At 60.3% G+C, this 23,709-nt stretch carries 22 protein-coding genes; 16 read left to right on the top strand and 6 right to left on the bottom strand.

The genetic code is table 11. The features are described from left to right. Window positions 1-44: 44 nt before the first annotated feature. The gene (locus CHH27_RS24460; protein WP_094073921.1) at window positions 45-2,720 is read right to left on the bottom strand and encodes an EAL domain-containing protein; all 2,676 of its coding nucleotides are present in this window, start codon (window positions 2,718-2,720) and stop codon (window positions 45-47) included. A 274-nt stretch (window positions 2,721-2,994) separates the two neighbouring features. On the opposite strand from CHH27_RS24460, the gene CHH27_RS24455 reads away from it, so the two are divergent. After that, entirely contained in the window at window positions 2,995-3,723 is a 729-nt protein-coding gene (locus CHH27_RS24455) for an MOSC domain-containing protein (RefSeq protein WP_198338290.1), read from the top strand. Window positions 3,724-3,806: 83 nt separating this feature from the next. Here the strand turns inward: CHH27_RS24455 and CHH27_RS24450 are convergent, their stop codons facing one another. Beyond that, complete coding sequence (locus tag CHH27_RS24450; protein WP_094074982.1) at window positions 3,807-4,562, bottom strand: IclR family transcriptional regulator; 756 nt, start codon at window positions 4,560-4,562, stop codon at window positions 3,807-3,809. Between the two features lie 175 nt (window positions 4,563-4,737). Between CHH27_RS24450 and CHH27_RS24445 the strand changes: the two genes are divergently transcribed. The 10 genes from CHH27_RS24445 to CHH27_RS24400 are packed head-to-tail and all read left to right on the top strand — an operon-like array spanning window position 4,738 to window position 13,355. After that, a complete protein-coding gene (locus CHH27_RS24445; protein ID WP_094073919.1) occupies window positions 4,738-5,577 on the top strand; it encodes a cyclase family protein in 840 nt (279 codons plus the stop codon). A 55-nt stretch (window positions 5,578-5,632) separates the two neighbouring features. Beyond that, the gene (locus tag CHH27_RS24440) at window positions 5,633-5,980 is read left to right on the top strand and encodes a cupin domain-containing protein (RefSeq protein ID WP_094073918.1); all 348 of its coding nucleotides are present in this window, start codon (window positions 5,633-5,635) and stop codon (window positions 5,978-5,980) included. Next, window positions 5,980-6,780, top strand: a complete 801-nt coding sequence (locus tag CHH27_RS24435) for an SDR family NAD(P)-dependent oxidoreductase (RefSeq protein ID WP_094073917.1) — start codon at window positions 5,980-5,982, stop codon at window positions 6,778-6,780. The genes CHH27_RS24440 and CHH27_RS24435 overlap by 1 nt, the downstream gene beginning before the upstream one ends. A 3-nt stretch (window positions 6,781-6,783) precedes the next feature. Then, complete coding sequence (locus tag CHH27_RS24430) at window positions 6,784-7,710, top strand: 3-hydroxyacyl-CoA dehydrogenase family protein (RefSeq protein WP_094073916.1); 927 nt, start codon at window positions 6,784-6,786, stop codon at window positions 7,708-7,710. A gap of 37 nt (window positions 7,711-7,747) precedes the next feature. Further along, window positions 7,748-9,034: an ABC transporter substrate-binding protein gene (locus CHH27_RS24425; protein WP_094073915.1), complete on the top strand. Its 1,287-nt coding sequence runs from the start codon at window positions 7,748-7,750 to the stop codon at window positions 9,032-9,034. A gap of 56 nt (window positions 9,035-9,090) precedes the next feature. Beyond that, window positions 9,091-9,819 (top strand): ABC transporter ATP-binding protein, encoded by a 729-nt coding sequence (locus CHH27_RS24420; protein WP_094074981.1) that lies wholly within the window; start codon window positions 9,091-9,093, stop codon window positions 9,817-9,819. Next, the gene (locus CHH27_RS24415) at window positions 9,812-10,516 is read left to right on the top strand and encodes an ABC transporter ATP-binding protein (RefSeq protein WP_094073914.1); all 705 of its coding nucleotides are present in this window, start codon (window positions 9,812-9,814) and stop codon (window positions 10,514-10,516) included. The genes CHH27_RS24420 and CHH27_RS24415 overlap by 8 nt, the downstream gene beginning before the upstream one ends. A 1-nt stretch (window position 10,517) precedes the next feature. Beyond that, window positions 10,518-11,381, top strand: a complete 864-nt coding sequence (locus tag CHH27_RS24410) for a branched-chain amino acid ABC transporter permease (protein ID WP_094073913.1) — start codon at window positions 10,518-10,520, stop codon at window positions 11,379-11,381. Continuing rightward, window positions 11,381-12,403 (top strand): branched-chain amino acid ABC transporter permease, encoded by a 1,023-nt coding sequence (locus CHH27_RS24405; RefSeq protein ID WP_094073912.1) that lies wholly within the window; start codon window positions 11,381-11,383, stop codon window positions 12,401-12,403. Before CHH27_RS24410 ends, CHH27_RS24405 begins: the two co-directional genes overlap by 1 nt. 16 nt (window positions 12,404-12,419) lie before the next feature. Further along, the gene (locus CHH27_RS24400; RefSeq protein WP_094073911.1) at window positions 12,420-13,355 is read left to right on the top strand and encodes a 3-keto-5-aminohexanoate cleavage protein; all 936 of its coding nucleotides are present in this window, start codon (window positions 12,420-12,422) and stop codon (window positions 13,353-13,355) included. A 16-nt stretch (window positions 13,356-13,371) separates the two neighbouring features. Here the strand turns inward: CHH27_RS24400 and CHH27_RS24395 are convergent, their stop codons facing one another. Beyond that, window positions 13,372-14,277 (bottom strand): EamA family transporter, encoded by a 906-nt coding sequence (locus CHH27_RS24395; protein WP_094074980.1) that lies wholly within the window; start codon window positions 14,275-14,277, stop codon window positions 13,372-13,374. A 251-nt stretch (window positions 14,278-14,528) separates the two neighbouring features. Between CHH27_RS24395 and dapD the strand changes: the two genes are divergently transcribed. Then, entirely contained in the window at window positions 14,529-15,380 is an 852-nt protein-coding gene (gene dapD, locus CHH27_RS24390) for a 2,3,4,5-tetrahydropyridine-2,6-dicarboxylate N-succinyltransferase (protein WP_094073910.1), read from the top strand. A gap of 100 nt (window positions 15,381-15,480) precedes the next feature. Here the strand turns inward: dapD and CHH27_RS24385 are convergent, their stop codons facing one another. The 3 genes from CHH27_RS24385 to CHH27_RS24375 are packed head-to-tail and all read right to left on the bottom strand — an operon-like array spanning window position 15,481 to window position 17,765. Beyond that, window positions 15,481-16,074, bottom strand: a complete 594-nt coding sequence (locus tag CHH27_RS24385) for a hypothetical protein (protein WP_094073909.1) — start codon at window positions 16,072-16,074, stop codon at window positions 15,481-15,483. Continuing rightward, on the bottom strand, window positions 16,071-17,243 hold the full coding sequence (gene dapE / locus CHH27_RS24380) for a succinyl-diaminopimelate desuccinylase (protein ID WP_094073908.1): 1,173 nt from the start codon (window positions 17,241-17,243) through the stop codon (window positions 16,071-16,073). Before dapE ends, CHH27_RS24385 begins: the two co-directional genes overlap by 4 nt. A gap of 45 nt (window positions 17,244-17,288) precedes the next feature. Next, entirely contained in the window at window positions 17,289-17,765 is a 477-nt protein-coding gene (locus CHH27_RS24375; RefSeq protein ID WP_157739088.1) for a DUF805 domain-containing protein, read from the bottom strand. Window positions 17,766-18,049: 284 nt separating this feature from the next. Here CHH27_RS24375 and CHH27_RS24370 point away from each other — a divergent pair, with 284 nt between their 5' ends. The 4 genes from CHH27_RS24370 to CHH27_RS24355 all read left to right on the top strand — a co-directional run bounded on the left by CHH27_RS24370 (window position 18,050) and on the right by CHH27_RS24355 (window position 23,708). Further along, window positions 18,050-20,233 carry a mechanosensitive ion channel family protein gene (locus CHH27_RS24370; protein WP_208988361.1) on the top strand — a complete coding sequence of 728 codons (2,184 nt, stop codon included), beginning with the start codon at window positions 18,050-18,052 and terminating at the stop codon, window positions 20,231-20,233. 256 nt (window positions 20,234-20,489) lie between these two features. Next, entirely contained in the window at window positions 20,490-21,323 is an 834-nt protein-coding gene (locus CHH27_RS24365) for a DUF2189 domain-containing protein (protein ID WP_094073905.1), read from the top strand. Between the two features lie 300 nt (window positions 21,324-21,623). Further along, entirely contained in the window at window positions 21,624-22,388 is a 765-nt protein-coding gene (locus tag CHH27_RS24360; RefSeq protein ID WP_094073904.1) for an ABC transporter substrate-binding protein, read from the top strand. A 477-nt stretch (window positions 22,389-22,865) separates the two neighbouring features. Continuing rightward, complete coding sequence (locus CHH27_RS24355; RefSeq protein ID WP_094073903.1) at window positions 22,866-23,708, top strand: FkbM family methyltransferase; 843 nt, start codon at window positions 22,866-22,868, stop codon at window positions 23,706-23,708. The last annotated feature ends 1 nt before the right edge of the window (window position 23,709 follow it).

Genomic DNA, 23,709 nt, shown 5'->3' with positions numbered 1-23,709 from the left:
GGATCAAAACGAAAGAGAGTCAAGGCCCATTCGACCGAAGGGTCTCAGGAGGCTTTCCGCCAGCGCTCCTCGCGCACGAATTCGATCAGTTTGTCGGACGGCATGGGCGGCGCGAAGGCATAGCCCTGCAGGGCATCGCAGCCTAGATCCCGCAAGATCCGGGCGTGTTCCATGGTCTCGACCCCTTCCGCCACGACCTTGATACCGAGCGACTGACCGATCTCGATGATCGAGGCAACAAGCCGCCGCTGTCCTTCGGACTGGAGGATCGGCAGAATCAGCTGCCGGTCGATCTTCAACCGCGAGGGCCTCAGATGGATCAGGCTGACAATCGACGCATAGCCGGTACCGAAATCGTCGATCTCGATATCGATGCCCTTTTCTCTCAAATGTTCGAAGTTGGTGGCAATACGGTCATTGCCGTCATCGAGAAAGATCGATTCAAGCAGTTCGAACGAGAGTGTTCCCGGTTCGAAGGAAAGCCCGTCCAGGCTTTCCATGAGGCGTGCGTCATTGAGCCGGCCCGCTGACACATTGACCGACACTTTCGGGATGGTGAGACCGGCGGCCTTCCAGCGGGTCGACTGCCAGAGCGCCTGTTCCAGAATGGTGCGGTCGATCAGGGGAACGACATTGAGTTCATCCGCCGTTTTCATGAAGACATCCGGCGTCAGGATGCCTTCCTTTGGATGATCCCAGCGGGCAAGGGCTTCGACACCGGTAATCTTGAGATCCTGCGCGCAGAACTGCGGCTGGAAGAAGGGCAGAAACTGCTGATGCTCCAGGCCGGTGAGAATATCGTCGGCAACCTGCTTGTTGCGGATGATTTCAAGCTTCAGCGTGTCGGAGAAGAATTCGAACCGGTTGCGGCCGTTGCTCTTGGCCCGGTAGAGAGCAATATCTGCATCGACCAGCAGATGCCTGCCGAAATCCTTCAGTGACGTATCCGCCATGGCAATGCCGATGCTGACGCCGATCCGGCACTGATGGTTCTCATAAGGGATGGGTTGGCGCATCTGCTCGATGATGCGCTCTGCCTGTGCGGCAAGTTCGAGTTCATCCGTGGGTTCGGTGATGGCAATGACAAACTCGTCGCCGCCGACCCGCGCCACAAAGTCTGTCTTACCCGCCTCCTCCTTCAGGACACCCGCTGCATGGATCAACATGCTGTCACCGGCTGCATGGCCGAGCGTATCGTTGATGTGCTTGAAGCGGTCGAGATCGATATGCAGCAGTGCCGTCGGCTTGCGAGGTGCCTCCGGATCGAGCAGATGCTGATCCAGATAGCGCCGGTTCGGCAGCCCGGTGAGACTGTCATGCAGCGAATGATGCTCCATGAGCGCCCGTGCGTCTTCCAGGTCCCGGTTGCGGTCCTCGGCATTCTGCTTGGCCTTTTCCAGCCGGGTCTTGAGCCGGATGTCGCTGGAAACATCCCAATTGACGCCGAGAATGTAGCTCTGCCCGCGTGCATTGGTGTGCACGGCCCCGATTGCCCGGATCCACCGTGTGGAGCCATCCTGCAGGATCACGCGGAAATCGGAATGATACATGCCGCCGGCCGCGATCGCGTCCCAGTACTCTTTCTCGGCACGCCTGAGATCATCCGGGTGCAGGCTCTCCGACCAGACATCATACCTGGTCGCGTCACGCCCTTCAGGAACGTCATAAAGTTCGAGCATGCGCGCGTCCCAGGACAACTCGCCGGTATCGAGATTGAGTTCCCAGATGCCGATCTTGGATGTGTCCAGCGCGAGTTTCAGCCGCTGCGACAAATGCTCCATCTGATGCTGGCGGTGTTTCAGTTCGCGAATGTGAACGCGGCGCTGATCATAGAGCTGCCCTGCCACGAAGATCGGCAACAGGATCAGCAGTGCCCCGGCAATCATCAGAAGCCGGATCTGCCAGGCGTTTTCCGGCATGTCCGACCAGCCACCGCGCGGGATCGCCGCGAGTTGCCACCGTCCCGATGGCAAAACCACTTCGGACAGAATGGCGTTTTCAGAAAGAATGTCCTCGGACCCGAAAAAGACCTTGCCTGTCGAGCCGGTCGCATCCGCGCCCGCAATCGCAATCTCGATCGGCAGATCGGGATCAGTCAACCCGCTGTCTGCGTAGAGCCGTTCGGCGTCGACGACAGCCGAGACAAGCCCCCAGAGGTCCCGGGTTCCGTCCTCCTTGTCGATAAAGACAGGAAACCGGCCAATGAACCCGATCCCGCCCTGCAGCAGATTGACAGGTCCGGCAAGAAGCATTTGGCCGGACTCAACTGCGCGCATGGCCGCATCGCGTTGCTGTTCGTTGGTTCTGTAGTTGAGGCCAATGGCCTTTTCGTTGCCGGCCATCGGATACATCAGGCTGACGACAAGATCAGGCGCACCGGCAATGTTGCGCAGCTGGGAATGCTCACCGACAAGGTAGCGCGAAATACGGCCAAACTGCTCCTGATCGATGTCGGGCTGCGTGGCGATAAGGGCGACCAGGCCGCGAACCAGCTGGAGATTGCTGTTAATGTTGCCTTCCAGACGTGCGCGCACCAGACCCAGCTGCTCCCCCACATCTGCGCGGGCGCTTTGGCGATGCACCGAGCGGTTCTGTATTTCCGCAAAGACACCAGCTGCGATCGTCACGGCCAGCGCAAGCCCGACAGCAATCATGCTGATCCAGCTCGGCCGTGACAAGATCTGACTGGTGTCAAATCTGGAAAAAAGGAATTTCGCCATTGAACCTTTCAATACCGGGAGCGTGCACCTTCCCACTCACTATGGGAGCCAGATCTTGGAATTAAATTCAGACTATCGTTAAAAACGAAACAATTGGCTAAAGTTCGCTTTACCCAATTCGAATTTCCCCATCGGCAGATCAGTGCAGCGCGATTTGTGAACCCACCTCAAATCAACTCCAGTGTCCTGCTCCTTCTGCCGATGGTCTTGACTTTTTCACTTCGGCTTGCCCGATTTGCTGCTCCAGGACTCATACCGGACCGGGGAACCACTCTTGAGAGTAACTGCGCTTTGGCACTACCCGATAAAGTCGACCCTTGGCGAGGCGGTTCCAAGGCTCGATCTTGATGAGCGTGGCGCGGTCGGTGACCGGCTCTATGCCATAGCGGATGCTGCCGGCAAGCTTGGCAGCGGCAAGACAACCGAGCGCTTCACGCGCATCGACAATCTGCTCGCCTTGAGTGCAAAGATAAAAACCGGGACCGTTCAGGTCGTTTTCCCCGATGGCCGTGAAATCAACATCGGTTCAGACGACCTGGGTGACGAGCTGTCCGGCTTTCTGGGACAGCCTGTTACCCTAAAGCGCGAACAGGCAATTCCGCACCACGACGACAGCGCCGTTCACCTGCTGCTCTCCTCAGAGCTTGACGGGCTGCAAACGCTGCTGCCCGATGCAGTAATCGACCCGCGCCGGTTCCGGGCAAACATGCTCCTGCAGACCCCGGCCGGCATGACCGGCGGCGACCTTGTCGACACAGTGCTGGCCCTCGGTTCCGTTCGGCTTCAGGTAACCCACAAAACGGAACGGTGCCGGATGGTGACCCTGGCGCAGGAGGACTTCGGATACGATCCACGCGTCCTCAGGACCATCGTCCAGGAATTTGACGTCGACTTCGGCATTTACGCAAAGGTGTTGAAGCCGGGCTCCGTTCAGGTTGGTGACGCCGTCGACATGGCGCCCGGCCCCAGAACCGATTTTCGGGGGAACGCGCTCGGCATCTGACTTTCTCCGCTGCCCGACATACAGTTTGGGTTTCTTCGAAAGGTCCCTCGCCGCTTCGGTCCTGACCCGTTTCAGATTGCAGATCACAGAAGCTGCCCAATCGCGTTGCGCGTCTCCAGAAGCAGGCCAGCAAGTTTTTCCTTCAGGTTGCCGAACCGGTGAGACGGGATCGGCACGGAGACGGCGTAGATCTGTCCCATCGGGTCCTTGAAGGCAATCCCGGCCGCAGAGATCCCGTCCGTATGCTCGTCGAGATCCCAGCCAATTCCGGTTTTTCGGATGTCCTCGATTTCTTTCAGGAATTCTGATAGCGGCCGCCCGGTTTCTTCGCCGGATTTCAGCTCCGGTGCCGCGATCGTTACAAGGATATCGTCTTCCATCAGCGCGAGCGCCGCCTTGCCATTGGCCGTATCGGTCATGGGAAAAACTTCGCCAACGGCCGATACGGTGCGCAGGCGGTGCGAGCCGACAACCTGATCCACAAAGACCATGTGATCGTCGCGGAAAACCGCCAGATCGACCGTCTCCTTGGTCTCCTTTGAGAGCTCCGTCAGGATCGGGCGAACCAGTTCGGCAATGTTGATCCGCCCGGCTGCCGCCAGGGACTGGATTTCCGAGCCGAGCCGCAGGCCGCCCTCAGCGGCACTGGCCATGACGAGGCGTTCCGCGATCAGTGCATTGACGATCCGCTGTACCGTAGAGCGGGGCAGATGTACGCGCTCGGCGATCTGACCGAGACTGAGCCCGGAATTGTCGTTCTTCAGAATTCGCAGAATTTCGGCGGCCCGGGAAATGACCTGAATGCCCTGATTGGACTGAGTTTTTCTTTCAGTATCCATGATATCCGCCGCTTTCCCCAACTCACTTCGCCGTTTTCAAGCTCACTCCCGCTTGGCGCTGATCAAGCCATATAGGCAATGATAAGCGATCTGTCGAGAAATCACTTGACCGCATTATGATACAATCGTACCGTAAAGCAATACAGCAATGCACTGACCCTTGGGAGGAACACATATGTCGGTGACCATTCGCGGGATCGATTTTCAGGGAAACCTGGACAACGACATGGGCGTGGAGTTCTACAATCTCTCGCACCGCTACGGCTTTCAGTGCCCCAACTGGCCATATTTCCAGGACGTCCAGATCGACCGGAAGCACTACATGGCAAAGTCCGGGGTCCTGTCGCAGACCATCACCACCACCATGCATGTGACGACGCATATCGATGCGCCCGCCCATGTGGTGCCGGGCACACCGTTTATCGACGAGGTGCCGCTGCCGCATTTCTTCGGCTCCGGCCTGGTCGTGTCGATCCCGAAGAAGAAGTGGGAACAGATCACGGGCGACGATCTCGAGAAAGCCTGCGGTCATGCGATCCGGAAAAACGATGTCCTGATCATCAACACGGGCTGGCACAAGCAGTATGAGGACGGCGACTATTTCGCCTATTGCCCGGGCCTCGTCCCCTCCGCCGCCGACTGGATGGTGGAAAAGGGCGTCAAGGTGGTCGGCCATGACACGCAGGCGAACGATCACCCGCTGGCAACCGCCATCGGCCCTCAGCGCAATGGACCGATCCTGCCTCACCTTGAGGCCGAATATAAGGAATGGTCAGGCGGCCGGGGCTGGGAAGAAGACTTCCCGGAATGGGAACCGGTCCACAACAAGCTGTTTTCCAACGGCATTCTGGGGATCGAAAATGTCGGCGGCGACCTGGATGCCGTCACCGGCAAGCGCTGCACCTTTGCCTTCTTCCCCTGGAACTGGGACCGCGGCGACGGCTGCATCATCCGCCTGGTGGCGATGATCGACAAGGGCCAGCAATACCGCATCGAGGCTGGCGAGAGCTTCTGACACCCGAAGGGCGCCGCCCGGGCGGCCCCACACGGAAATGCATGGGAGGAAACCAATGCATGTGAAACGGTTTGAAGAGGCCGCCCCTTACGAGGCGCCGAACCATCGCGGCGTGGTCGGCTTGAGGCTGCAGGGCTTCGAACCTGGAGGACCGAGCAACCAGTGGGTCGGGCTCAGCCAGTTTCTGCCGGGTGGTGGCGCCGGACCGGACTCCACGCCGTTCGAAAAGGTCTACGTGGTCCTTGACGGCGAAATGACGGTGATCCTCGACGGCACGGAGACCGTGCTTCGGCGCTATGACAGCTGCACCATCCAGCCGAATGAAATCCGTACGCTCGAGAACCGCTCCAATCACACCTGCACCATGCTGGTGGTCATCCCCTATCCGCCGGAGGCCCTCTGATGACCGATAGTTGGACCAATCCGACGAGCCTGTTTGACGTTGCCGGCAAGGTTGCCCTGATCACCGGCGCCTCGGGCGCGTTCGGGGCCGTCGCCGCCCGCGCCCTCGCCGGAGCCGGCTGCAAGCTCGTGCTGGCCGCCGGCAATGCCGAGGCACTTGCAGAAACCGTGGCCGACTGCGAGGCCCATGGGGCGGACGTTGTCTCCATGAGCATTCGCCCGTCGGACGAAACCGCATGCGACAAGCTGGTGGAACTGGCTGTCAGCCGCTTTGGCACGCTGGACATTCTGGTGGTGGCATCCGGCATGAACAAGGTCGCCAAGATCGATGAACTGACACCTGAACATTTCGCCAATGTCATGGACGCCAACGTCACCCAGTCCTGGCTTCTGGCGCGCGCTGCTGTTGTCCAGATGAAGCGCCAGGGGACAGGCGGCAAGGTCGTCCTGGTCTCCTCGGCGAGAGGGCTTCTCGGACATCCGGCGGGCTACACGGCCTATTGCGCCTCCAAGGCCGCCGTGGACGGCATGACAAAAGCGCTTGGCTGCGAGCTCGGCGAGGACCACATTACCGTCAACGCCATCGCGCCGACGGTTTTCCGCTCGCCGCTGACGGCGTGGATGTTCGAGGAAGACGAGAAAGCCACCGGGTTTCGGGAAGGCTTCCTGGCCCGTGTGCCAAAGGGCCGTCTCGGAGAACCGGAAGACCTGATCGGTCCGCTTCTGTTTCTCGCTTCGAAGGCCTCTGATTTCTACACCGGGCATATCCTTTATGCCGACGGCGGCTATACGGCGGGATAGAGGATGGCTGAGACCTATTCCATTGCCGTTCTCGGTGCCGGCCTGATGGGACATGGCATTGCCCTGACCTTCGCCAGAGCCGGACATGAGGTCCGTGTCCATGACCCGTTCCCGGCGAGCCTTGACGCTTTGCACAAATGCGTGCGGGCAAGCCTTGAGGCCATGGCCGTGCCGGATCCCGAAATCGCGGAAACACTGGAGCGCATCTCGCCGCAATCCGACCTGCCCGGCGCGGTCGCGCAGGCCGACTTCGTCTTCGAGGCCGCCCCGGAAAAGCCGGACCTGAAGCGATCCCTGTTCCGGAGCGTGGAGGACCATGCGCCGGCAACGGCGATCCTTGCTTCCAACACGTCCGTCATTCCGATCACCACCATCATGTCGGACCTCACGGACAGATCCCGCGCGCTCGGGACCCATTGGTGGAACCCGCCGCACATGATCCCGCTGGTGGAGGTCATCCGCACAGAGTGGACTGCCGAAGCAGCACTCGAAAAAACCGTGGCTTTGCTGGCGAGCGTCGGCAAGACACCGGTGCGGGTGGAAAAGGACGTTGCAGGTTTCATCGGCAACCGCCTGCAGCATGCCATGTGGCGGGAAGCGATCTTTCTGGTCGAGAGCGGGGTCTGCACGGCAGAAGCCGTCGACCAGGTGGTCAACGCAAGTTTCGGCCGCCGCCTGTCGGTGCTGGGTCCGCTGGCCAATGCCGATCTCGTCGGCACCGATCTCACACTCGACATCCATGAGAATGTTCTGGCCGATCTCGACAGCCGGCCGGCCCCTTCCCCCTATCTGCGTGCACTTGTTGAAGACGGCAAGCTCGGCATGAAGAGCGGGCAAGGGTTCAGGACCTGGACGCCGGAGGACATGGAGGATGTCCGCCAGCGTGTCGCGACACATCTGCGGAGGCTTGAAACGATCCTGGAAGACTAGACAGCCGCCGTATCAAGCGCATCTGGGAGGAGAAAAGATGACGCATCTTCGGAAGACAAACGGGATTTCCCGCCGCATGTTTCTGGCAGGCGCTTCAGCCGGCCTGGCCGCCCCGGCCATATTGACCCGGACGCGCGCCTATGCTGCCGACCCGGTGATCAAGATCGGCCATGTCAGCCCACGCACCGGACCGCTGGCGGGTTTTGCCGAGGCCGACGACTACGTCCTGGCAGGCATCCAGAAAGCGCTCGCCGGCGGCGTTGAGAACAACGGCAAGACCTTTCAGGTCGAAATCATTTCCAAGGACAGCCAGTCGAACCCGAACCGGGCCGCAGAAGTGGCGTCGGAGTTGCTGCTTGGCGACGAGGTCGACATCATCGTCGCCGCTTCCACACCGGACACCACCAACCCGGTGTCGGATCAGGCCGAACTCAACGAAGTCCCCTGCATCACCACCGACTGCCCGTGGCAGCCCTATTTCTTCGGCCGCAACGGTGATCCGGCCTCCGGCTTCGACTATACCTTCCACTTCTTCTGGGGGCTTGAAGACGTCATCAATGCCTTCCTGGATCTCTGGCAGCAAAGCGGTGTGGCCAAACAGGTCGGTGGCCTCTTTCCAAATGACGCGGATGGCAATGCGTGGGGCGACGAGATCCACGGCTTCCCGCCCGCTCTTGCCGGGCAGGGCTTTCAGTTGACAGACCCCGGTCGTTACCAGCCGCTCACGGATGATTTCTCGTCCCAGATTTCAGCTTTCAAGGAAGCCGGATGCGAGATCATCACGGGCAACATGATCCCGCCGGATTTTGCCACCTTCTGGTCGCAGTCCGCACAACAGGGTTTCGCCCCCAAAGTGGTGACAATCGGCAAGGCCCTTCTGTTCCCGTCGGTGATTGAATCTCTCGGGGACCGCGGTGACGGCCTGACCTCGGAGATCTGGTGGTCGCCGAGCCATCCGTTCTCCTCTTCGCTGACGGGTGTCTCCGCAAGGGAACTGGCGGAAGGCTACATGGCTGCCTCGGGCCGTCCCTGGACCCAGCCGATTGGCTTCAAGCACGCCCTTTTTGAAGTTACCACCGACGTGATCCGGCGCACCGCCGATCTCGATGACCCGAATGCAATCCTGGACGCCATCAAGGCGACCAAGCTGTCGACGGTTGTCGGTCCGGTCGACTGGAGCAACGGTCCTGTCCGCAACGTGACCAAGACCCCGCTTGTTGCAGGTCAGTGGCAAAAGGGCCCCAACGGGTTCGATCTGGTGATCACGGCCAATCGCAGCGCGCCTTTCATCGCCACCACCGGTGAACTGAAACTTCTGTCCTGATCCGGCACCGGCACGGGCCGACCGGCCGCGTGCCGCCAACAGACGTGAAGGTTTTCATGACTGCTGTTCTCGAACTATCCGGCGTTTCCAAGGCCTATGGCGCGATCACTGTTGCCGACCAGCTGAGCTACCGGCTTGGCGAGGGAGAGGCGCTCGGCGTGATCGGACCAAACGGAGCCGGCAAGACATCGATGTTCAACCTGATCACCGGTACGATCCGCGCGGACAGCGGCGAGATCCGGCTAAAAGGCGACACCATCACGCGCTGGTCCGCGGCAAGACGATGCCGGGGCGGCATCGCGCGTTCCTTCCAGATCCCGCAGCCTTTTGCCGGCATGAGTGTCTTTGAAAACACGCTGGTTGCCGCCACGCATGGCGCGACGGGATCGCTGGCGGATGCCAATGATCATTGTCTTGAAATGCTCGAACTCACGGGCCTCATCGACAAGGCCAACGAAACGGCCGGCAAACTGACCCTGCTCGGCCGCAAGCGGCTGGAACTGGCACGCGCGCTCTGCGCCCGGCCCAGGGTCCTGCTTCTCGACGAGATTGCCGGCGGCCTGACCGAACGCGAATGTCATGAGCTGGTCGCCACCATCAACACCATTCGCAAGACCGGCCTGTCGATCATCTGGATCGAACACATCGTGCATGCCCTCCTGTCGGTTGTCGACCGGCTGATCGTGATCGATTTCGGCCGCAAGATCGCCGACGGCGACCCGAAGGAAACAATGGCCAGTCAGGCGGTGCAGGAAATCTATATGGGGGTGGACGCCGATGCCTGAGCCCTTGCTTGCCACCCGCGGACTGGAGGCCCATTACGGAGACTTCCAGGCGCTGTTCGGGGTCTCCATCGACATTTTCCCGGAAGAGGTCGTCGCGATCATCGGCGCCAACGGCGCCGGGAAAACCACCCTGATGCGTTCCATCACCGGCCTGATCCGCAACAGGCCCGACATGGTGATCTGGAAAGACCAGAGCATCGGCGCGCTGAGAGCCGACCAGGTGGCCCGTCTCGGCATCGCCATGGTACCGGAAGGGCGGCAGCTGTTCCAGTCCCTGTCGGTAGAGGAAAACCTTCTGATCGGCGGTCAGATGGGGCGGAAAGGCCCCTGGTCGATGAAAGCGGTCTGCGAGCTCTTTCCGATCCTCAAGGAGCGCCGACACCATCCGGCCACGGCCCTGTCCGGCGGTCAGCAGCAGATGGTCGCCATCGGCCGCGCGCTGATGTCCAACCCGGACATTCTGCTGTTCGACGAAATCAGCCTCGGCCTCGCACCGATTGTCATCAAGTCCATCTACGAGGCCCTGCCCGCCATCATCGGCGAAGGCATGAGCGCGATCATCGTGGAACAGGACATTGCCAAGGCGGTGAGTGTCTCGGATCGGGTCTACTGCCTGCAGGAAGGCCGTATTTCGCTTCAAGGTCGCCCCGACGAACTCACCCGCGACGCTATCAGCGCAGCCTATTTTGGAGTTTAAGATGGACTGGATCAATGCCATCCTTCAGGGCGTTCTGCTCGGTGGGCTTTATGCGCTCTTCGCCGCCGGACTGTCGCTTATTTTCGGGGTCATGCGCCTGGTCAACATTGCCCATGGCGACTTCATCGTGCTGGCCGCCTTTCTCGGTCTGACAATCACGACCTCCCTCGGTCTTTCCCCGCTGCTTGCCCTTGCTGTCGTCGTGCCCATCATGGCAGGGATCGGCTATGTGCTTCAGCGCGGCATCCTGAACCAGACCCTTGGCGACGACATCCTGCCGCCGCTGCTGGTGACCTTCGGCCTCTCCGTCATCATCCAGAACGGTCTGCTGGAGATCTACAGCGCCGACCCTCAAAAGATGAGTGCCGGTGCATTGGAAACCGCAAGCCTTGCAATCCCGGGCGGCCTCAATGTCGGCGTGCTGCCGCTTCTGATGTTCGTGGTAGCGGTCGCCGTGATCGCCGGGCTGCAATGGATCTTTTATCGCTCGGCTCTCGGGCGGGCCTTCCGGGCCGTCTCCGACAAGCAGGACATCGCGCAGCTGATGGGGCTGAACAAAGCCCATGTGTTCGGCCTCGCCATGGCCCTGTCGCTGGCAGTGGTTGGCCTTGCGGGTGTTTTCCTCGGCATCCGGACCAGTTTCGATCCTTCCATCGGCCCGGGCCGCCTGATCTTCGGGTTCGAAGCCGTGATCATCGGCGGGCTCGGCAATCTCTGGGGAACGCTGATCGGCGGCATCATTCTGGGTGTCAGCCAGAACATCGGTGCCCAGATCAATCCGGGATGGCAGCTCCTGGCCGGTCACATTGCCTTCCTCATCGTGCTCGCTGTCCGCCCGCGCGGCCTGTTTCCCAGGATCGACTGATGACCATCTCCCAGAAAACCTATTCCATCTCCCGCACCTCTAATGCCAGCCGGACAGCCGCGCTTGTCGGAGCTCTTGTCCTGGTCGGCCTGATCGCGGCGCCCTGGTGGGCGGGCCGGGCCGACATGCGCCTGCTGAGCGAAATGTTCCTCTACCTGTCGCTGGCCTGTCTCTGGAACCTCCTGGCAGGCTACGCAGGACTGGTCTCCGTCGGTCAGCAGGCCTTTGTCGGCTTCGGCGGGTACATGCTGTTCGCGCTTGCCATCTTTGCCGGCGTGTCTCCGCTGGTCGCCATACCGCTTGCCGGCGTTCTCGGTGTTGTCGTCGCGGTGCCGGTCGCACTGCTCATTTTCCGTTTGCGTGGGGCCTATTTTGCCATTGGCACCTGGGTCATTGCCGAGGTCTTCCGCCTGTCCTTTGCACAAGTCTCGTCGCTTGGTGGCGGTTCCGGCACCAGCCTGCCGGTGACGATCGTGAAGGAGATGGCCTCCAGCCGGTCCATGCGTGAAGCGACCACCTACTGGCTCGCCCTGGGCATGGCAGTCCTGGTCTTGTGCGTGATCTACGCGCTGCTGCGCTCCCGCAACGGTCTCGCCCTGACGGCCATCCGCGACAGCGAACTGGCTTCGCAAAGTTTCGGCATCGACATCTGGCGGACCAAATTTGTGGTCTATGTCATCACCGCCGGACTGACCGCGATGACCGGCGCCCTCATCTTCCTGCAAAAGCTGCGGATCTCACCGGATGCCGCCTTCAGCGTCAACGACTGGACGGCCTTCGTCATCTTCATCGTCGTGATCGGCGGCATCGGCACCCTGGAAGGTCCGATCATCGGCGTGATCCTCTTTTTCCTCTTGCGCGAGACGCTCTCCGACCTCGGCACGACCTACCTGCTGATCCTGGGCGTTGTCGCCATTGCCGTCATGCTGAAAGCGCCAAAAGGGCTTTGGGGCACCTTCCGGGAGCGCTCAGGACTGGAACTGTTCCCGCTGGCTCGGCGGGTCATCAAAAACAAGACTTGAAAATCGGGAGGCGGCCATGGCCCGCACACGCAACAAGACCATCATCACCTGCGCGGTCACCGGGGCCATTCACACCCCGACCATGTCAGATGCCTTGCCCTATACCTATGACGACATTGCCAGCCAGGCGATCGAAGCTGCCGAGGCCGGCGCTTCGATCCTGCACCTGCATGCCCGCAACCACGAGACCGGCGCGCCCTCGGTCGACCCGAACGATTTCGCCCCCTTCCTGCCGCGGATCAAACAGGCAAGTGACGCAGTCATCAACATCTCGACCGGCGGCTCTCTGACCCTGTCGATCCAGGACCGCATCCGTCCGGCCGCCACGTTCAGCGCGGAAATGTGCTCGATGAACATGGGCAGCATGAACTTCTCGTTTCACCCGCTGGCAAAACGCTATGACGACTGGAAGTTCGACTGGGAAAAGGACTATGTCGCCAATTCCGATGGCAACATCTTCCGCAACACGTTCAGGGACATTCGTGAAGCTGCCGAAACCCTCGCGCCGCACGACATCAAGTTCGAGCACGAGTGCTATGATGTCGGTCATCTCTACAATCTGAAATTCTGCATGGACACGGGCCTTTTCAAGGCGCCGGTCTTCATCCAGTTCGTCCTGGGGATCCTGGGCGGAATCGGGGCGGATATCGACAACCTGGTTTTCATGAAAAAAACCGCAGACAAGCTTTTTGGCGATGCCTATCGCTGGTCGGTGCTCGCAGCCGGCAACGCCCAGATCCCTCTGGCAACGACTGCCAGCCAGATGGGTGGCAACGCCCGCGTCGGGCTGGAAGACAGCCTTTTCATCAGCCGGGGGCAGCTTGCCGATTCCAACGCCCAGCAGGTCGCCAAGATCCGCCGGATCGTCGAAGAGCTCGGCAGCGAGGTGGCAACACCAGACGAGGCCAGGGAAATCCTCGACCTGAAAGGCGGCGACCGGGTCGCCTTCTAGAACCGGCCTTGCAACGTCAGCTGAGCAGGATCACCCCGATCACCGCAGTTACGATCAGCACACAGCCGAAGATTTCGGAGCGCACGATCACTTCCTTGAACACCAGCCAGGAGGCCAGGAAGGTGAAGACCAGTTCGATCTGGGCGAGTGCGCGCACATAGGCGACGTTTTGCAGGGTCATGGCAGTGAACCAGCCGATCGACCCGGCCACACCCGCGGCCCCGACCCAAATGGCAGCCCGCCAGGCCCTGAGGCTGGCGCGCAGCTGATCCGGTTCACGGGCTGCCATCCAGCCGGACATGACGATTGTCTGGAACAGCGTCGCATAGACCAGCGCATAGGCCGCCTGCATCGGCACACCAGTCCCTTCCAGGGACAGCGTGGCCGTGCGATAGGCAACCGCCGACGCCCCGAAGGCGGCCGCCGAAGCCAGGCCGATCAGCGCCGGGCGGCCCATCAGCGACGATCTGATGGCCGATGCGCTGAGCGGGACCCGCGCCAGCGAGATCACAACGACGCCGGTGATCCCGATCAGGATAAACAGGCCGGCAGCCAGCGTGATCTGCTCACCCAGAACCACAAAGCCGAACAGTGCCGCCTGGATCGGCTCGGTTTTCGAATAGGCCGTGCCGACCGCAAAATTGCGGAAGGAGAAGAGATGGATCAGCAGGAACGTGCCGAGGATCTGCATCAGGCCGCCAACGGCTCCGGCAGCCACCATCCGCACATTCGGCTCCGGCAGCGCATAACCGAAGACCAGATGCAGCACCGCGGCATAGAGAAAGGCGAAGGGTACGCCATAGCCGAAACGGACAAAGGTCGCCCCTGTCGTTCCCAGCTGGCCCTTGAGATGTTTCTGCAAGGCCGAGCGCAGGTTCTGGCAAAAGGCTGCCGCAATGGTGATCGGGATCCACAGCTCCACCGGGACCACTCCTGTTTCATTGATCTGACTTCTTGTTTTCAGAAAACCACCCTTCAGAACACTGCTTAAACTGCATCAGACTGTTTATTTTTTCTCATCAGACAGAGACTGAAAGCCATACCCCTCTCGCAAGCGCTCCCTTGCGCGGTGACGGCTATGCGACAGCTGCCGGTCCTTGTGCGCTTGACAGGGCCGCGTCCGGCGGCTTAGGTCCGCGCCAGACAAGTTAACGCCTGGAGACCCTCTGTCAGATGACCCAAGATCTCGCTGCCCTGTCCAAGACCATCGATGCGGCTTTTGAAGACCGTGCCGCCATCGACACCAGCACCACCGGCGATGTCCGGGATGCGGTGGAAACAACGTTGAACCTCCTGGACCGGGGTGAGCTGCGCGTTGCCGAGAAAAAGGATGGCGACTGGGTTGTCAACCAATGGGCCAAGAAGGCCGTGCTTTTGTCCTTCCGTCTCAACCCGATGGACGTGATCAAGGGCGGACCCGGCGATGCCGTCTGGTGGGACAAGGTTCCATCCAAGTTTGACGGCTGGGGCGGCATCAATTTCGAGGAAGCCGGCTTCCGCGCCGTGCCGAACTGCACCGTGCGCCGCTCCGCCTTTATCGGCAAGGGCGTTGTGCTGATGCCGTCCTTCGTCAATCTCGGCGCCTATGTCGATGAAGGCTCCATGGTCGACACATGGGCCACTGTCGGCTCCTGCGCACAGATCGGCAAGAACGTGCACCTGAGCGGCGGCGTCGGCATCGGCGGCGTTCTGGAACCGCTTCAGGCCGGCCCGGTCATCATCGAGGACAATTGCTTCATCGGCGCCCGCTCCGAAGTGGTTGAAGGCTGTATCGTGCGCGAGGGCTCCGTGCTCGGCATGGGTGTTTTCATCGGCCAGTCGACCCGGATCGTGAACCGGATGACCGGCGAAATCACCTATGGCGAAGTTCCGCCTTACTCGGTGGTTGTGGCCGGTTCCATGCCGACCGCCTCCAAGATGGGCAACGGCGAACCGGCACCAAACCTCTACTGCGCCGTGATCGTGAAAACGGTTGACGAGAAGACCCGTTCCAAGACCGGCATCAACGAATTGCTGCGCGACTGAGGCACCACGTCAGTTCGAATTAAAAAACCCGCCCAATCGGGCGGGGTTTTTGCTGTCTGGTGCGGCGTGCGTTTCACACTGCAGCGTTGACAGTTTTCCATCAGGTACCCCACATCTGACCGACGATCTGGGCGATCACCAGGGTCAGAAGCACATCGAGCACAACGACGCCGACCGTGACACTCACGGTGGACTGCAGCGCGATGCGTGCCACCTGGTAGCGGTACCAGACCACAACGACGAGGCAGGTCAGCGACAGCAGAATGGTTATGCCCGGGCTGATCACGCCAAGCAGGAACAGAAGATAGGTGATCAGATAGGGTATGGAGGCCAGGAGGCTGGTCCAGTTGCGGGCAACGATGAAGGGCACGTACCGGTTCGACACGCCGATCGGCACCGCCACGATGGCCAGAAGCACCGGGAGTGCCAGCCAGTCGATCCCGAGACCCACCGTTTGCGCAAACCAGAAACTGTCATTCGGAAAGGCGTCCGGATGAAAGAGATTCTCGCTGAAATAGAGTTTTTTCTCGGCCTGGCCACCGGCCAGAAAGACCGGCAGCAGCAGGAAGACCACCGCAAAGGATCGCCAGAAGCCCTGGATCGACTGATCGAAAAAGGCCATGCCCTCCGGTCGGTTGCGAAGTAGCAGCCAGGACCCGTCAAGCGCTGCGCGGATTTCGCCCAAACTGATCAAATGCCGTTCGCTCCAGAAAAATAGCTGTCCAGGAACCGTCTGTAGATTGCCTTGAGTCGGTCCAGATCGGCAACCGCGACACATTCGTCTACCTTGTGCATGGTCTGACCGACCAGGCCGAACTCCACGACAGGGCAATAATTCTTGATGAAGCGCGCATCGGAGGTACCGCCACCGGTCGAGAGTTCCGGCACGCGGCCTGTCTCCTCGGCAACGGCGGCCGACAGCGCCCTGATCAGCGTCTCGTCCTTGGTAAGGAAGGATTCGCTGGCATCGCGCTTGAACTCCAGACCAAGCGTGAGCGCGCCCAGATCAACCGCCTTCAGCGTCTCTGTAACCTTGTTCTTCAGGCTGTCCAGCGTCCACTCGTCATTGTAGCGGATGTTGAACCGGGCTTCGCAGCGCGCGGGAATGACATTGAAGGCCGGATTGCCGACATCAACGGAAACCACTTCCAGGTTGGAGGGCTGGAACCGCTCGTTGCCGTCATCCAGCTTCAGCGCGTCCAGCGCCGCCAGCAGGCGCACCAGCCCCGGGATCGGATTGTCGGCCAGATGCGGATAGGCCGCATGGCCCTGGACGCCTTCGACCGTAACCGTTCCCGAAAGCGAGCCTCTGCGGCCGACCTTGATCGCATCGCCCAGTGCGTCCGGGTTGGTCGGTTCGCCGACGATACAGGCATCAAAGGTGTGACCCTGCTTCTCGGCCCAGTCCAGCAGCTTGACCGTGCCGTTGACGGCCGGGCCTTCCTCGTCACCGGTGATCAGGAAGGAAATGGTGCCGCCAAAGCCGGTGCCCTTGTCACTGACGAAGTCAAGCGCCGCCGCGGCGAAGGCGGCAACACCGCCCTTCATGTCGACCGCGCCCCGGCCGTAGAGCATGCCGTCCTCGATTTCGGCCTGGAACGGTCCGTGTCGCCAGTCGGCTTCGGCACCGGCCGGAACCACATCGGTGTGTCCGGCGAAGACAAAATGCGGCGCTCCGGAACCAATGGAGGCGAACAGGTTTTCAACGTCCGGCGTATCGGTGTCCTGGAAGGTCACCCGCGACACGTCAAAGCCTGCCTTGCCCAGCAGCGTCTCAAGCGTTTGAAGCGCGCCGCCTTCTGCCGGCGTCACCGACGGGCAGCGGATCAGGTCCTGGGTAATCGAAACGGCGGAAGCGGTCATGGAGGATCTCTTGTCTTGTTCCTGGGCGGGAGCCGATGAAATGCGTTAACGCCAGAAGCTGTTTGGCAACGGACCGTGGCGGTTCGGCTGGGCCTGGCTCGGAGCGAACCCCAGGAATATCAGCATGATGAAGCCCAGGACGGGCACGAAAATCAGCAGCGCGAAAAAGCCGCTGTGACCGATGTCGTGCAACCGCTTGATCAGCATTCCGAGCGGCAGCAGTTCCAGTACAAAAAACGTAATGGCAAACATCGGATTGGACTGCAGCTGTTCCGCATTCATCGCGATTTCCAGACGCAGGGCTTCCGGGTCAAGCGTGTCGGGCGCCACCGCCTGGGAGCCCAGGGAAGCCGAGAAGGCATCCAGCATCGGCGAGAACCAGTAATTGATCACAATGCCCGTCAACACCAGGATGAAGGCGAAACACAGCCAATAGGGTTCGCGGCCCATGCGGCCGAGTGGGCTCAACAGGGCCCAGACCGGACCCGGGGCAATATTCGCATCTCTTGGAGGGGTACTCATACATCCCGCTCTTGATAGTGGTTCGGTCATGGAGGTAGACGCATAAGCGGGCCGGATCAAGCTTTGTCATGCACTTGTCATCACGACGGGCTCCTGTTGCGGGACAAACAAGGTGTTCAATTGCAACCCGGCGATTTCATAACGCTGGGTAATTTTTATGGATTTTGCATCAGAGGCAGGTCTATCCTGCGCACAACAGTTCACCACCATCGAGGGGCTCGCAGATGACCGGTGCCTGGAAGACCAGACTAATTCCCTGTGCATACACTCTTTTTCTAAGCATCTTGCTGATTATCCCCCTGACCGCTCTGGCTCAGGACTCCACCACCCAGCTGCCGCCGGAATTGCAACCGGAAGCTATGGAACAGCTGGTCTCCGATCTCGATCCGGAGCAGGTCAAGGCCCTGACGGACCTGATGACGCTGCTGCAACAAGGGGCTGCGGCAAAGGGTGAAAACGGCATTGCCGTTGTCGAAGGACCGGGATTTCTGGAACAGGCACAGGAGGCCGCCAGCAGATTTGGCGCCATGGTCGGCGGCCATTTTCTCAATTTGCCTGCGCTCTTCACCGGATTGTTTGCCAGCATCGGCGCTCTTTTTTCCGGCAGTGTGGCCGGCCCCGTCCATATCCTGATCGGGTCCATCGCGCTGATCCTGGCCGCCGGTTTTGCCGCCGAATTTGCCGTCAACCGGTTCTTCGCGGCAAAGCGGGACAGAATTCAGTCCAGGCAGCCGGAAAGCCTGTTTGAGACCGTCAAACTGGTCTCCACACGCGCCGGACTGGACCTCGGCGGCCTGGTCGTGTTTGCCATTGTGGCGGTCATTGTCGGCCGTCTGGCCGTCTTCGATCCGGTGACAAGGTCCTTCGCGCTGCAGGCTGTTTTCTGGATCGTGTTCCTGCCGCGGCTGGTGGCTGCCCTGCTGCGCTTTGCCCTGGCTCCGCATCGGCGTGAATTGCGGCTTGTCACCGCGGACGATGCCACGGCGAAATCCCTCTACCGGAGTTTCACAACGCTCTTTGCCGTTGTCGGTGTTGCCTTTTTCCTGCGCAACGTGATGCAAAGCGCCGGCACGGATGCCGGCGGCACGTTCCGCTTCTTCATCGGCTTTGCCGTCAATGCCTGGATCATCGCCGTGATCTGGAAGGCCCGTCACGGCCTGACCAACATCATCCTGGGTGATGACGAAGACCCGACCTCAGGCCTTGAACGCATGGCGCAGTTCTGGCCCTATTTCTCGATGATCTTCATCGCCTTCAACTGGCTGCTCGTGCAGGTGACCGCCAGCATGGGCATCGAGGCCCTGACGGCCGGACGGTCGCTGGGTGTCATTGCGCTGGTGGTGTTCGCACCGTTTCTGGACACGATGGTGCGCGGCATTGTTTCCCACATCGTGCCGCCCATGCAGGGCGAAGGGCCCGTTGCCGAAGCCGCTCACATGCAGACCCGGCACAGCTATGTCCGTATCGCCCGCGTTGCCCTGCTCGCTTTCCTGGTGTTGATGGTCGGCCGCATCTACGGCCTCAACCTTCTGGCCATCGGCGGCGATGACGGCTCGGCGGTTGCCCGCAACACCGTCGTGTTCCTGCTGATCCTGGCTGCTGGCTACCTCGCCTGGGAAGTCACCAACCTGTGGGTGTCGCACCAGCTTGCCAAGGATTCACCGCCAACGGAATCCCAGGATGATGATGCGGAAATGGGCGGCGCCGGCAAGTCGCGCCTTGCCACCATCCTGCCGCTGATCCGGGTAGTCCTGCAGATCACCATTCTTGTCCTGACCGCACTGCTGGCGCTCAGCCAGCTCGGCGTCAACATCACGCCGCTTCTGGCCGGTGCCGGCGTTGTCGGCCTTGCTGTCGGCTTCGGCGCCCAGACGCTGGTGCGCGATGTTGTCTCCGGCGTCTTCTTCCTGATGGACGATGCCTTCCGGCTCGGCGAGTTCATCGACACGGGCGGAACACAGGGCACGATCGAAAAGATCTCGATCCGTTCACTGCAGCTGCGCGGCACCAAGGGCGCGGTGCATATCGTGCCCTATGGCGAGATCCCCAAGCTCACCAACCTGTCCCGTGACTGGGTGATCATGAAGCTGCAGTTCACCGTTCCCTTCGACACCGATGTCGAGAAGGTGCGCAAGCTCTTCAAGAAGATCGGTCAGGAGATCATGGAGATGGAGGAGTTCCAGGACGACATTCTTGCGCCGTTCAAGGGTCAGGGCGTAACGGGCGTCGACGATGTCGGCATCCTGGTGCGCGGCAAGTTCACCACCAAGCCCGGCAAGCAGTTCGGCGTGCGCAAGGAGATCTACAAGCGCGTGCAGAAGGCCTTTGAGGAAAACGGCATCCAGTTTGCCCGCAAGGAGGTGCGCGTCAACATTCCGGACAACGTCACTCTCGACGACAAGCAGAAGGAAGCGGTCGCCGGTGCCGCCGCCGCGGCCGTGTCGGAGCCCAAACCGGCCGGAGCGTAAGGTTTTTCTCTCGACCACGTGGTTGCCGGGCTTCACCCGGCAATCACGCCGAGACCCGACCTGCCGCATGTCCTTTTGCGTTTAATCGCAACGAGTTGGCTCCCATGGTCGCACCGTGGGATGACGGCATGAATGGGACGCCCGCTCCGTTTCATGTAAGTCCTTCTCCCGATTGAGTCCGCCCCCCTTCCATGCCTAAGATTGTCTGTCTGCGGGAGGCAGACGGGCAATCTGGCTTTTGGGAGGAAGCTGCCTGATGAGTGACGAAACGTCCGCTCCGGAAACCACCGGAACACCGGCCAATGGCGGGCTGAAGCCCATGCCCAAGGTCAACAAGATCACGGCCAACGATGTCATTGATGCGCTGGCGGCCGGCCTTGCCGATTTCCGCAGGGCACCGGTCTATGGTCTCGTCATCGGCGGGCTGTTCGCCGCAGGCGGCCTGTTCGTGATCCTGAGCGCCGCCGCCCTGAAGATGAGCTACCTGTCCTATCCGGCAGCCGCAGGTTTCGTTCTGATCGGCCCCTTTGCAGCTGTTGGCCTCTATGAGGTCAGCCGGCGCCTTGCCAGCGGAGAAGAGCTTAACTGGTCGACCATCCTTGGCACCATGTGGGCCCAGAAAGGCCGGGAGCTTTCCTGGATGGCCTTTGTGGTGCTCTTCATCCAGATCATGTGGATGTATCAGGTGCGCCTGCTGCTGGCGCTGTTTCTGGGCTTCCGCTCCTTCGCCTCCTTCGACGAATTCCTGACCGAGGTCGTCTCGACCCCGGAGGGACTGATGTTCCTGGCCGTCGGCCACGTGGTCGGCGCCATCCTGTCCCTGATCCTGTTTTCGCTGACCGTGATCTCCTTCCCTCTGCTGCTGGAAGAGGACCGGGACTTCATCACCGCCATGATCACCAGCGTGCGCGCGGTCGTCACCTCGCCCGTGCCGATGATCGGCTGGGCGATTGTCGTCACCGCGTTGCTGATCGTGTCCATGGCCCCGGCCTTTCTCGGCCTGATCGTCACCCTGCCGATCCTCGGCCACACGACCTGGCATCTTTATAAAAAATGCGTGGTGATCCCGGAGGAAGAAACGGCCAATTAAGGCAACCTGCCCTAGAGCTGTGAGTAGCAGACGTCCTGTTTCCGGAGCTTCCGGCCAAGCGGCGCTGCCCATCGGAATCCAGGCGTTGCCCGGGACGATCAGACAGGCTTCCACGGGCAGTTCTTGGAGTGCCAGGGGCTGTTGAACTGCGTGACCTTTGTCTTCGCGCCCGGCGACGCGCCGCGCTTGTATTGAGTTTCTCAACATTCGCCGCCAAAACTTTGATCTCTGTCGATCAAACGAGTTGCGCAGTTCATGAGACTAGTCTAGCTGATAACGGCCCAAATCTGCATTGCCACGATGTGGGCTGCCAAGAGCCTTGCCGCGGACCGGATCCCCATCAACATCGCCGCCATCGACTGGTGTCCACAGATCTGCCCTCAGGCCAGGGATCCCGGCTATATCATAGACATCGTCGAAGAGGTCTTCAGGTCAAGCCCTTACGAACCGGTGGTCCGCATCTATCCCTGGTCCCGCGCCATCCAGTATGTCCGGAACGGACGGGCGCATGCCCTGTTGTCGCCCGCCAAGGCCGAGGCGCCAGATCTTGTCTATCCGGAACAGGAAATCGGCATTCAGAGCATGTGTTTCTTCGTTCTGAAAGACAGCCCGTGGACGTATGAAGGTAACCTCTCGCTGGAAGGGCACTTGACGGGTCTGGCCTCCGACACGTCTATCGAAGAGCTGAACAGCCTGATCGAGGACAGGTCCGACCTTTTCTTCGTTCAGCCCTATAGCGACGAGTATATCCAAAACAGTGTCAACATGCTGCGCGCCGGGCGCGTCAACAGTTTCCTGTTCACCTACAACACCACGTTGCACATCCTTCGGACCATGGGCGCCGAAAAGGACATCCGGTCCGCCGGGTGCGTCTCGAACGCCAAGGTCTATATGGCGTTTTCGCCTGCACCCGGCCTGTCCGCTGACGTCGACGATATGGTGACCTACTTCGACAGAAAGATGAGGAAATTCAAGGCGGAGGGCGGTGTCAAAGAGGTCATGACCCGTTACGGCCTGGCGGACTGGAACACTGACAAACGGGGCGACGTGCATCTCACGGATTAAGCGGGCATGGCAGGCTGAACCACCTCATTTGAAATCACGTCCAGGACACGCCTCATAGGCGAAGATGAGGCTATAAGGGATGAACCGGTTATCGTCCCCGCAGGTCAGCGCGCCAGGTCAGGCCTCAATTTCGCGCCACACCCTGTGTTTGGCGGAATACGCACGCAAACGGTCAGACCGGTTCCTGTCTGCAGAGGTCGAAAATGCGCCTTGGCTTTTTCGCAAAAGTGCGTGGTAAATCCGGCGGAAGACACGGATCAACCAGCTGCGCTTATAAGTCAATTTGAACCATCTGACCGGAAATCCGCCCTTCCCCAGCCAACAGCAATTCCGCGGCCCCTGGGGCTGGCACCTTGACATTTTCCCGAATGAGCATGAAAGACGTCTCCGTGTTCAGTATCGGACAGGCGTGCCACCACAGTGCGGTCTGAGGCTGAGGATCCTCACCACAGTGATCCGTTCAAGTGCAGGAAAGCCATGACCCAAGCGAAGCGAAAAAAGAACAAAGGCAAAAAGCGGAGGCGACTGGCCCAGGAGCTCCTGTTCAAAATCGACAACAGAGCGCTTTTTGTAAAACTGCTGACGCTCTACACCAAAGTGAACAAAAGCTGGAAGATCGCTGTTTCGGAGGGGGGACGGTTCTTCCGGATTTCGGATCACCAGGGAAACCAGATCGAGATCATACACAAGAACCGGGTCCCCCTTTACAAGACCGGTGTCAGGCCCAGGGTCATGAGCCTGCTGCTCGACTACATGATCGACCTCGACGAGCTTCAACCGAACGACGTTGTTCTGGACTGTGGCGCCAATATCGGCGAGATCGGGGTCGGCCTGCGTCTGGCCGGCAAGCCGGTGCGCTATTATGCCTTTGAACCCGGTGCGGAAGAACACGCAGCCTGCTCGCTCAACAATCCGGATGCAACTTGTGAAAAACGCGCTCTCTGGAACGAAACGACCGTCCTGAAATTCTACGAAAAATCCGACAGCGCGGATTCCTCCCTCATTGAGTTCGGAGGACACGAGAATGTCACCGAAGTTCCGGCGACCACCGTCGACGAATACTGTGCGGAGAAGGGCATTGAGCGGATAAAATACCTGAAAATAGAAGCAGAAGGTGCGGAACCGGAAGCGCTGGAAGGGGCTGCAAACAGTCTTTCAATGACGCATTTCGTGACGGTCGATTGCGGCTACGAACGGGGCTTCGACAAGGAAAGCACTCTGCCCAGGGTCTGCAATCAGCTTATTGGAAACGGTTTCGAACTGATCAAGGTGCGTAAGGGCCGGCTAATCGCCCTGTTTGAAAACACAAGGTTCAGGTAGG

The sequence above is a fragment of the Labrenzia sp. VG12 genome, from assembly GCF_002237595.1.
GTDB lineage: Bacteria > Pseudomonadota > Alphaproteobacteria > Rhizobiales > Stappiaceae > Roseibium.
The sequence above is the reverse complement of the archived record's forward strand: the minus strand, read 5'-3'. Positions and strand labels throughout refer to the sequence as shown.

Excerpts from the sequence above, each read along its gene's own strand:
- CHH27_RS24355 (WP_094073903.1), top strand. The coding sequence starts at position 22,866 with ATGACCCAAGCGAAGCGAAAAAAGAACAAAGGCAAAAAGCGGAGGCGA.
- CHH27_RS24450 (WP_094074982.1), bottom strand. The coding sequence starts at position 4,562 with ATGGATACTGAAAGAAAAACTCAGTCCAATCAGGGCATTCAGGTCATT.
- CHH27_RS24410 (WP_094073913.1), top strand. The coding sequence starts at position 10,518 with ATGGACTGGATCAATGCCATCCTTCAGGGCGTTCTGCTCGGTGGGCTT.
- CHH27_RS24365 (WP_094073905.1), top strand. The coding sequence starts at position 20,490 with ATGAGTGACGAAACGTCCGCTCCGGAAACCACCGGAACACCGGCCAAT.
- CHH27_RS24430 (WP_094073916.1), top strand. The coding sequence starts at position 6,784 with ATGGCTGAGACCTATTCCATTGCCGTTCTCGGTGCCGGCCTGATGGGA.
- dapD (WP_094073910.1), top strand. The coding sequence starts at position 14,529 with ATGACCCAAGATCTCGCTGCCCTGTCCAAGACCATCGATGCGGCTTTT.
- CHH27_RS24405 (WP_094073912.1), top strand. The coding sequence starts at position 11,381 with ATGACCATCTCCCAGAAAACCTATTCCATCTCCCGCACCTCTAATGCC.
- CHH27_RS24420 (WP_094074981.1), top strand. The coding sequence starts at position 9,091 with ATGACTGCTGTTCTCGAACTATCCGGCGTTTCCAAGGCCTATGGCGCG.
- CHH27_RS24415 (WP_094073914.1), top strand. The coding sequence starts at position 9,812 with ATGCCTGAGCCCTTGCTTGCCACCCGCGGACTGGAGGCCCATTACGGA.
- CHH27_RS24435 (WP_094073917.1), top strand. The coding sequence starts at position 5,980 with ATGACCGATAGTTGGACCAATCCGACGAGCCTGTTTGACGTTGCCGGC.
- dapE (WP_094073908.1), bottom strand. The coding sequence starts at position 17,243 with ATGACCGCTTCCGCCGTTTCGATTACCCAGGACCTGATCCGCTGCCCG.
- CHH27_RS24460 (WP_094073921.1), bottom strand. The coding sequence starts at position 2,720 with ATGGCGAAATTCCTTTTTTCCAGATTTGACACCAGTCAGATCTTGTCA.
- CHH27_RS24375 (WP_157739088.1), bottom strand. The coding sequence starts at position 17,765 with ATGAGTACCCCTCCAAGAGATGCGAATATTGCCCCGGGTCCGGTCTGG.
- CHH27_RS24440 (WP_094073918.1), top strand. The coding sequence starts at position 5,633 with ATGCATGTGAAACGGTTTGAAGAGGCCGCCCCTTACGAGGCGCCGAAC.
- CHH27_RS24425 (WP_094073915.1), top strand. The coding sequence starts at position 7,748 with ATGACGCATCTTCGGAAGACAAACGGGATTTCCCGCCGCATGTTTCTG.
- CHH27_RS24400 (WP_094073911.1), top strand. The coding sequence starts at position 12,420 with ATGGCCCGCACACGCAACAAGACCATCATCACCTGCGCGGTCACCGGG.
- CHH27_RS24445 (WP_094073919.1), top strand. The coding sequence starts at position 4,738 with ATGTCGGTGACCATTCGCGGGATCGATTTTCAGGGAAACCTGGACAAC.
- CHH27_RS24360 (WP_094073904.1), top strand. The coding sequence starts at position 21,624 with ATGTGGGCTGCCAAGAGCCTTGCCGCGGACCGGATCCCCATCAACATC.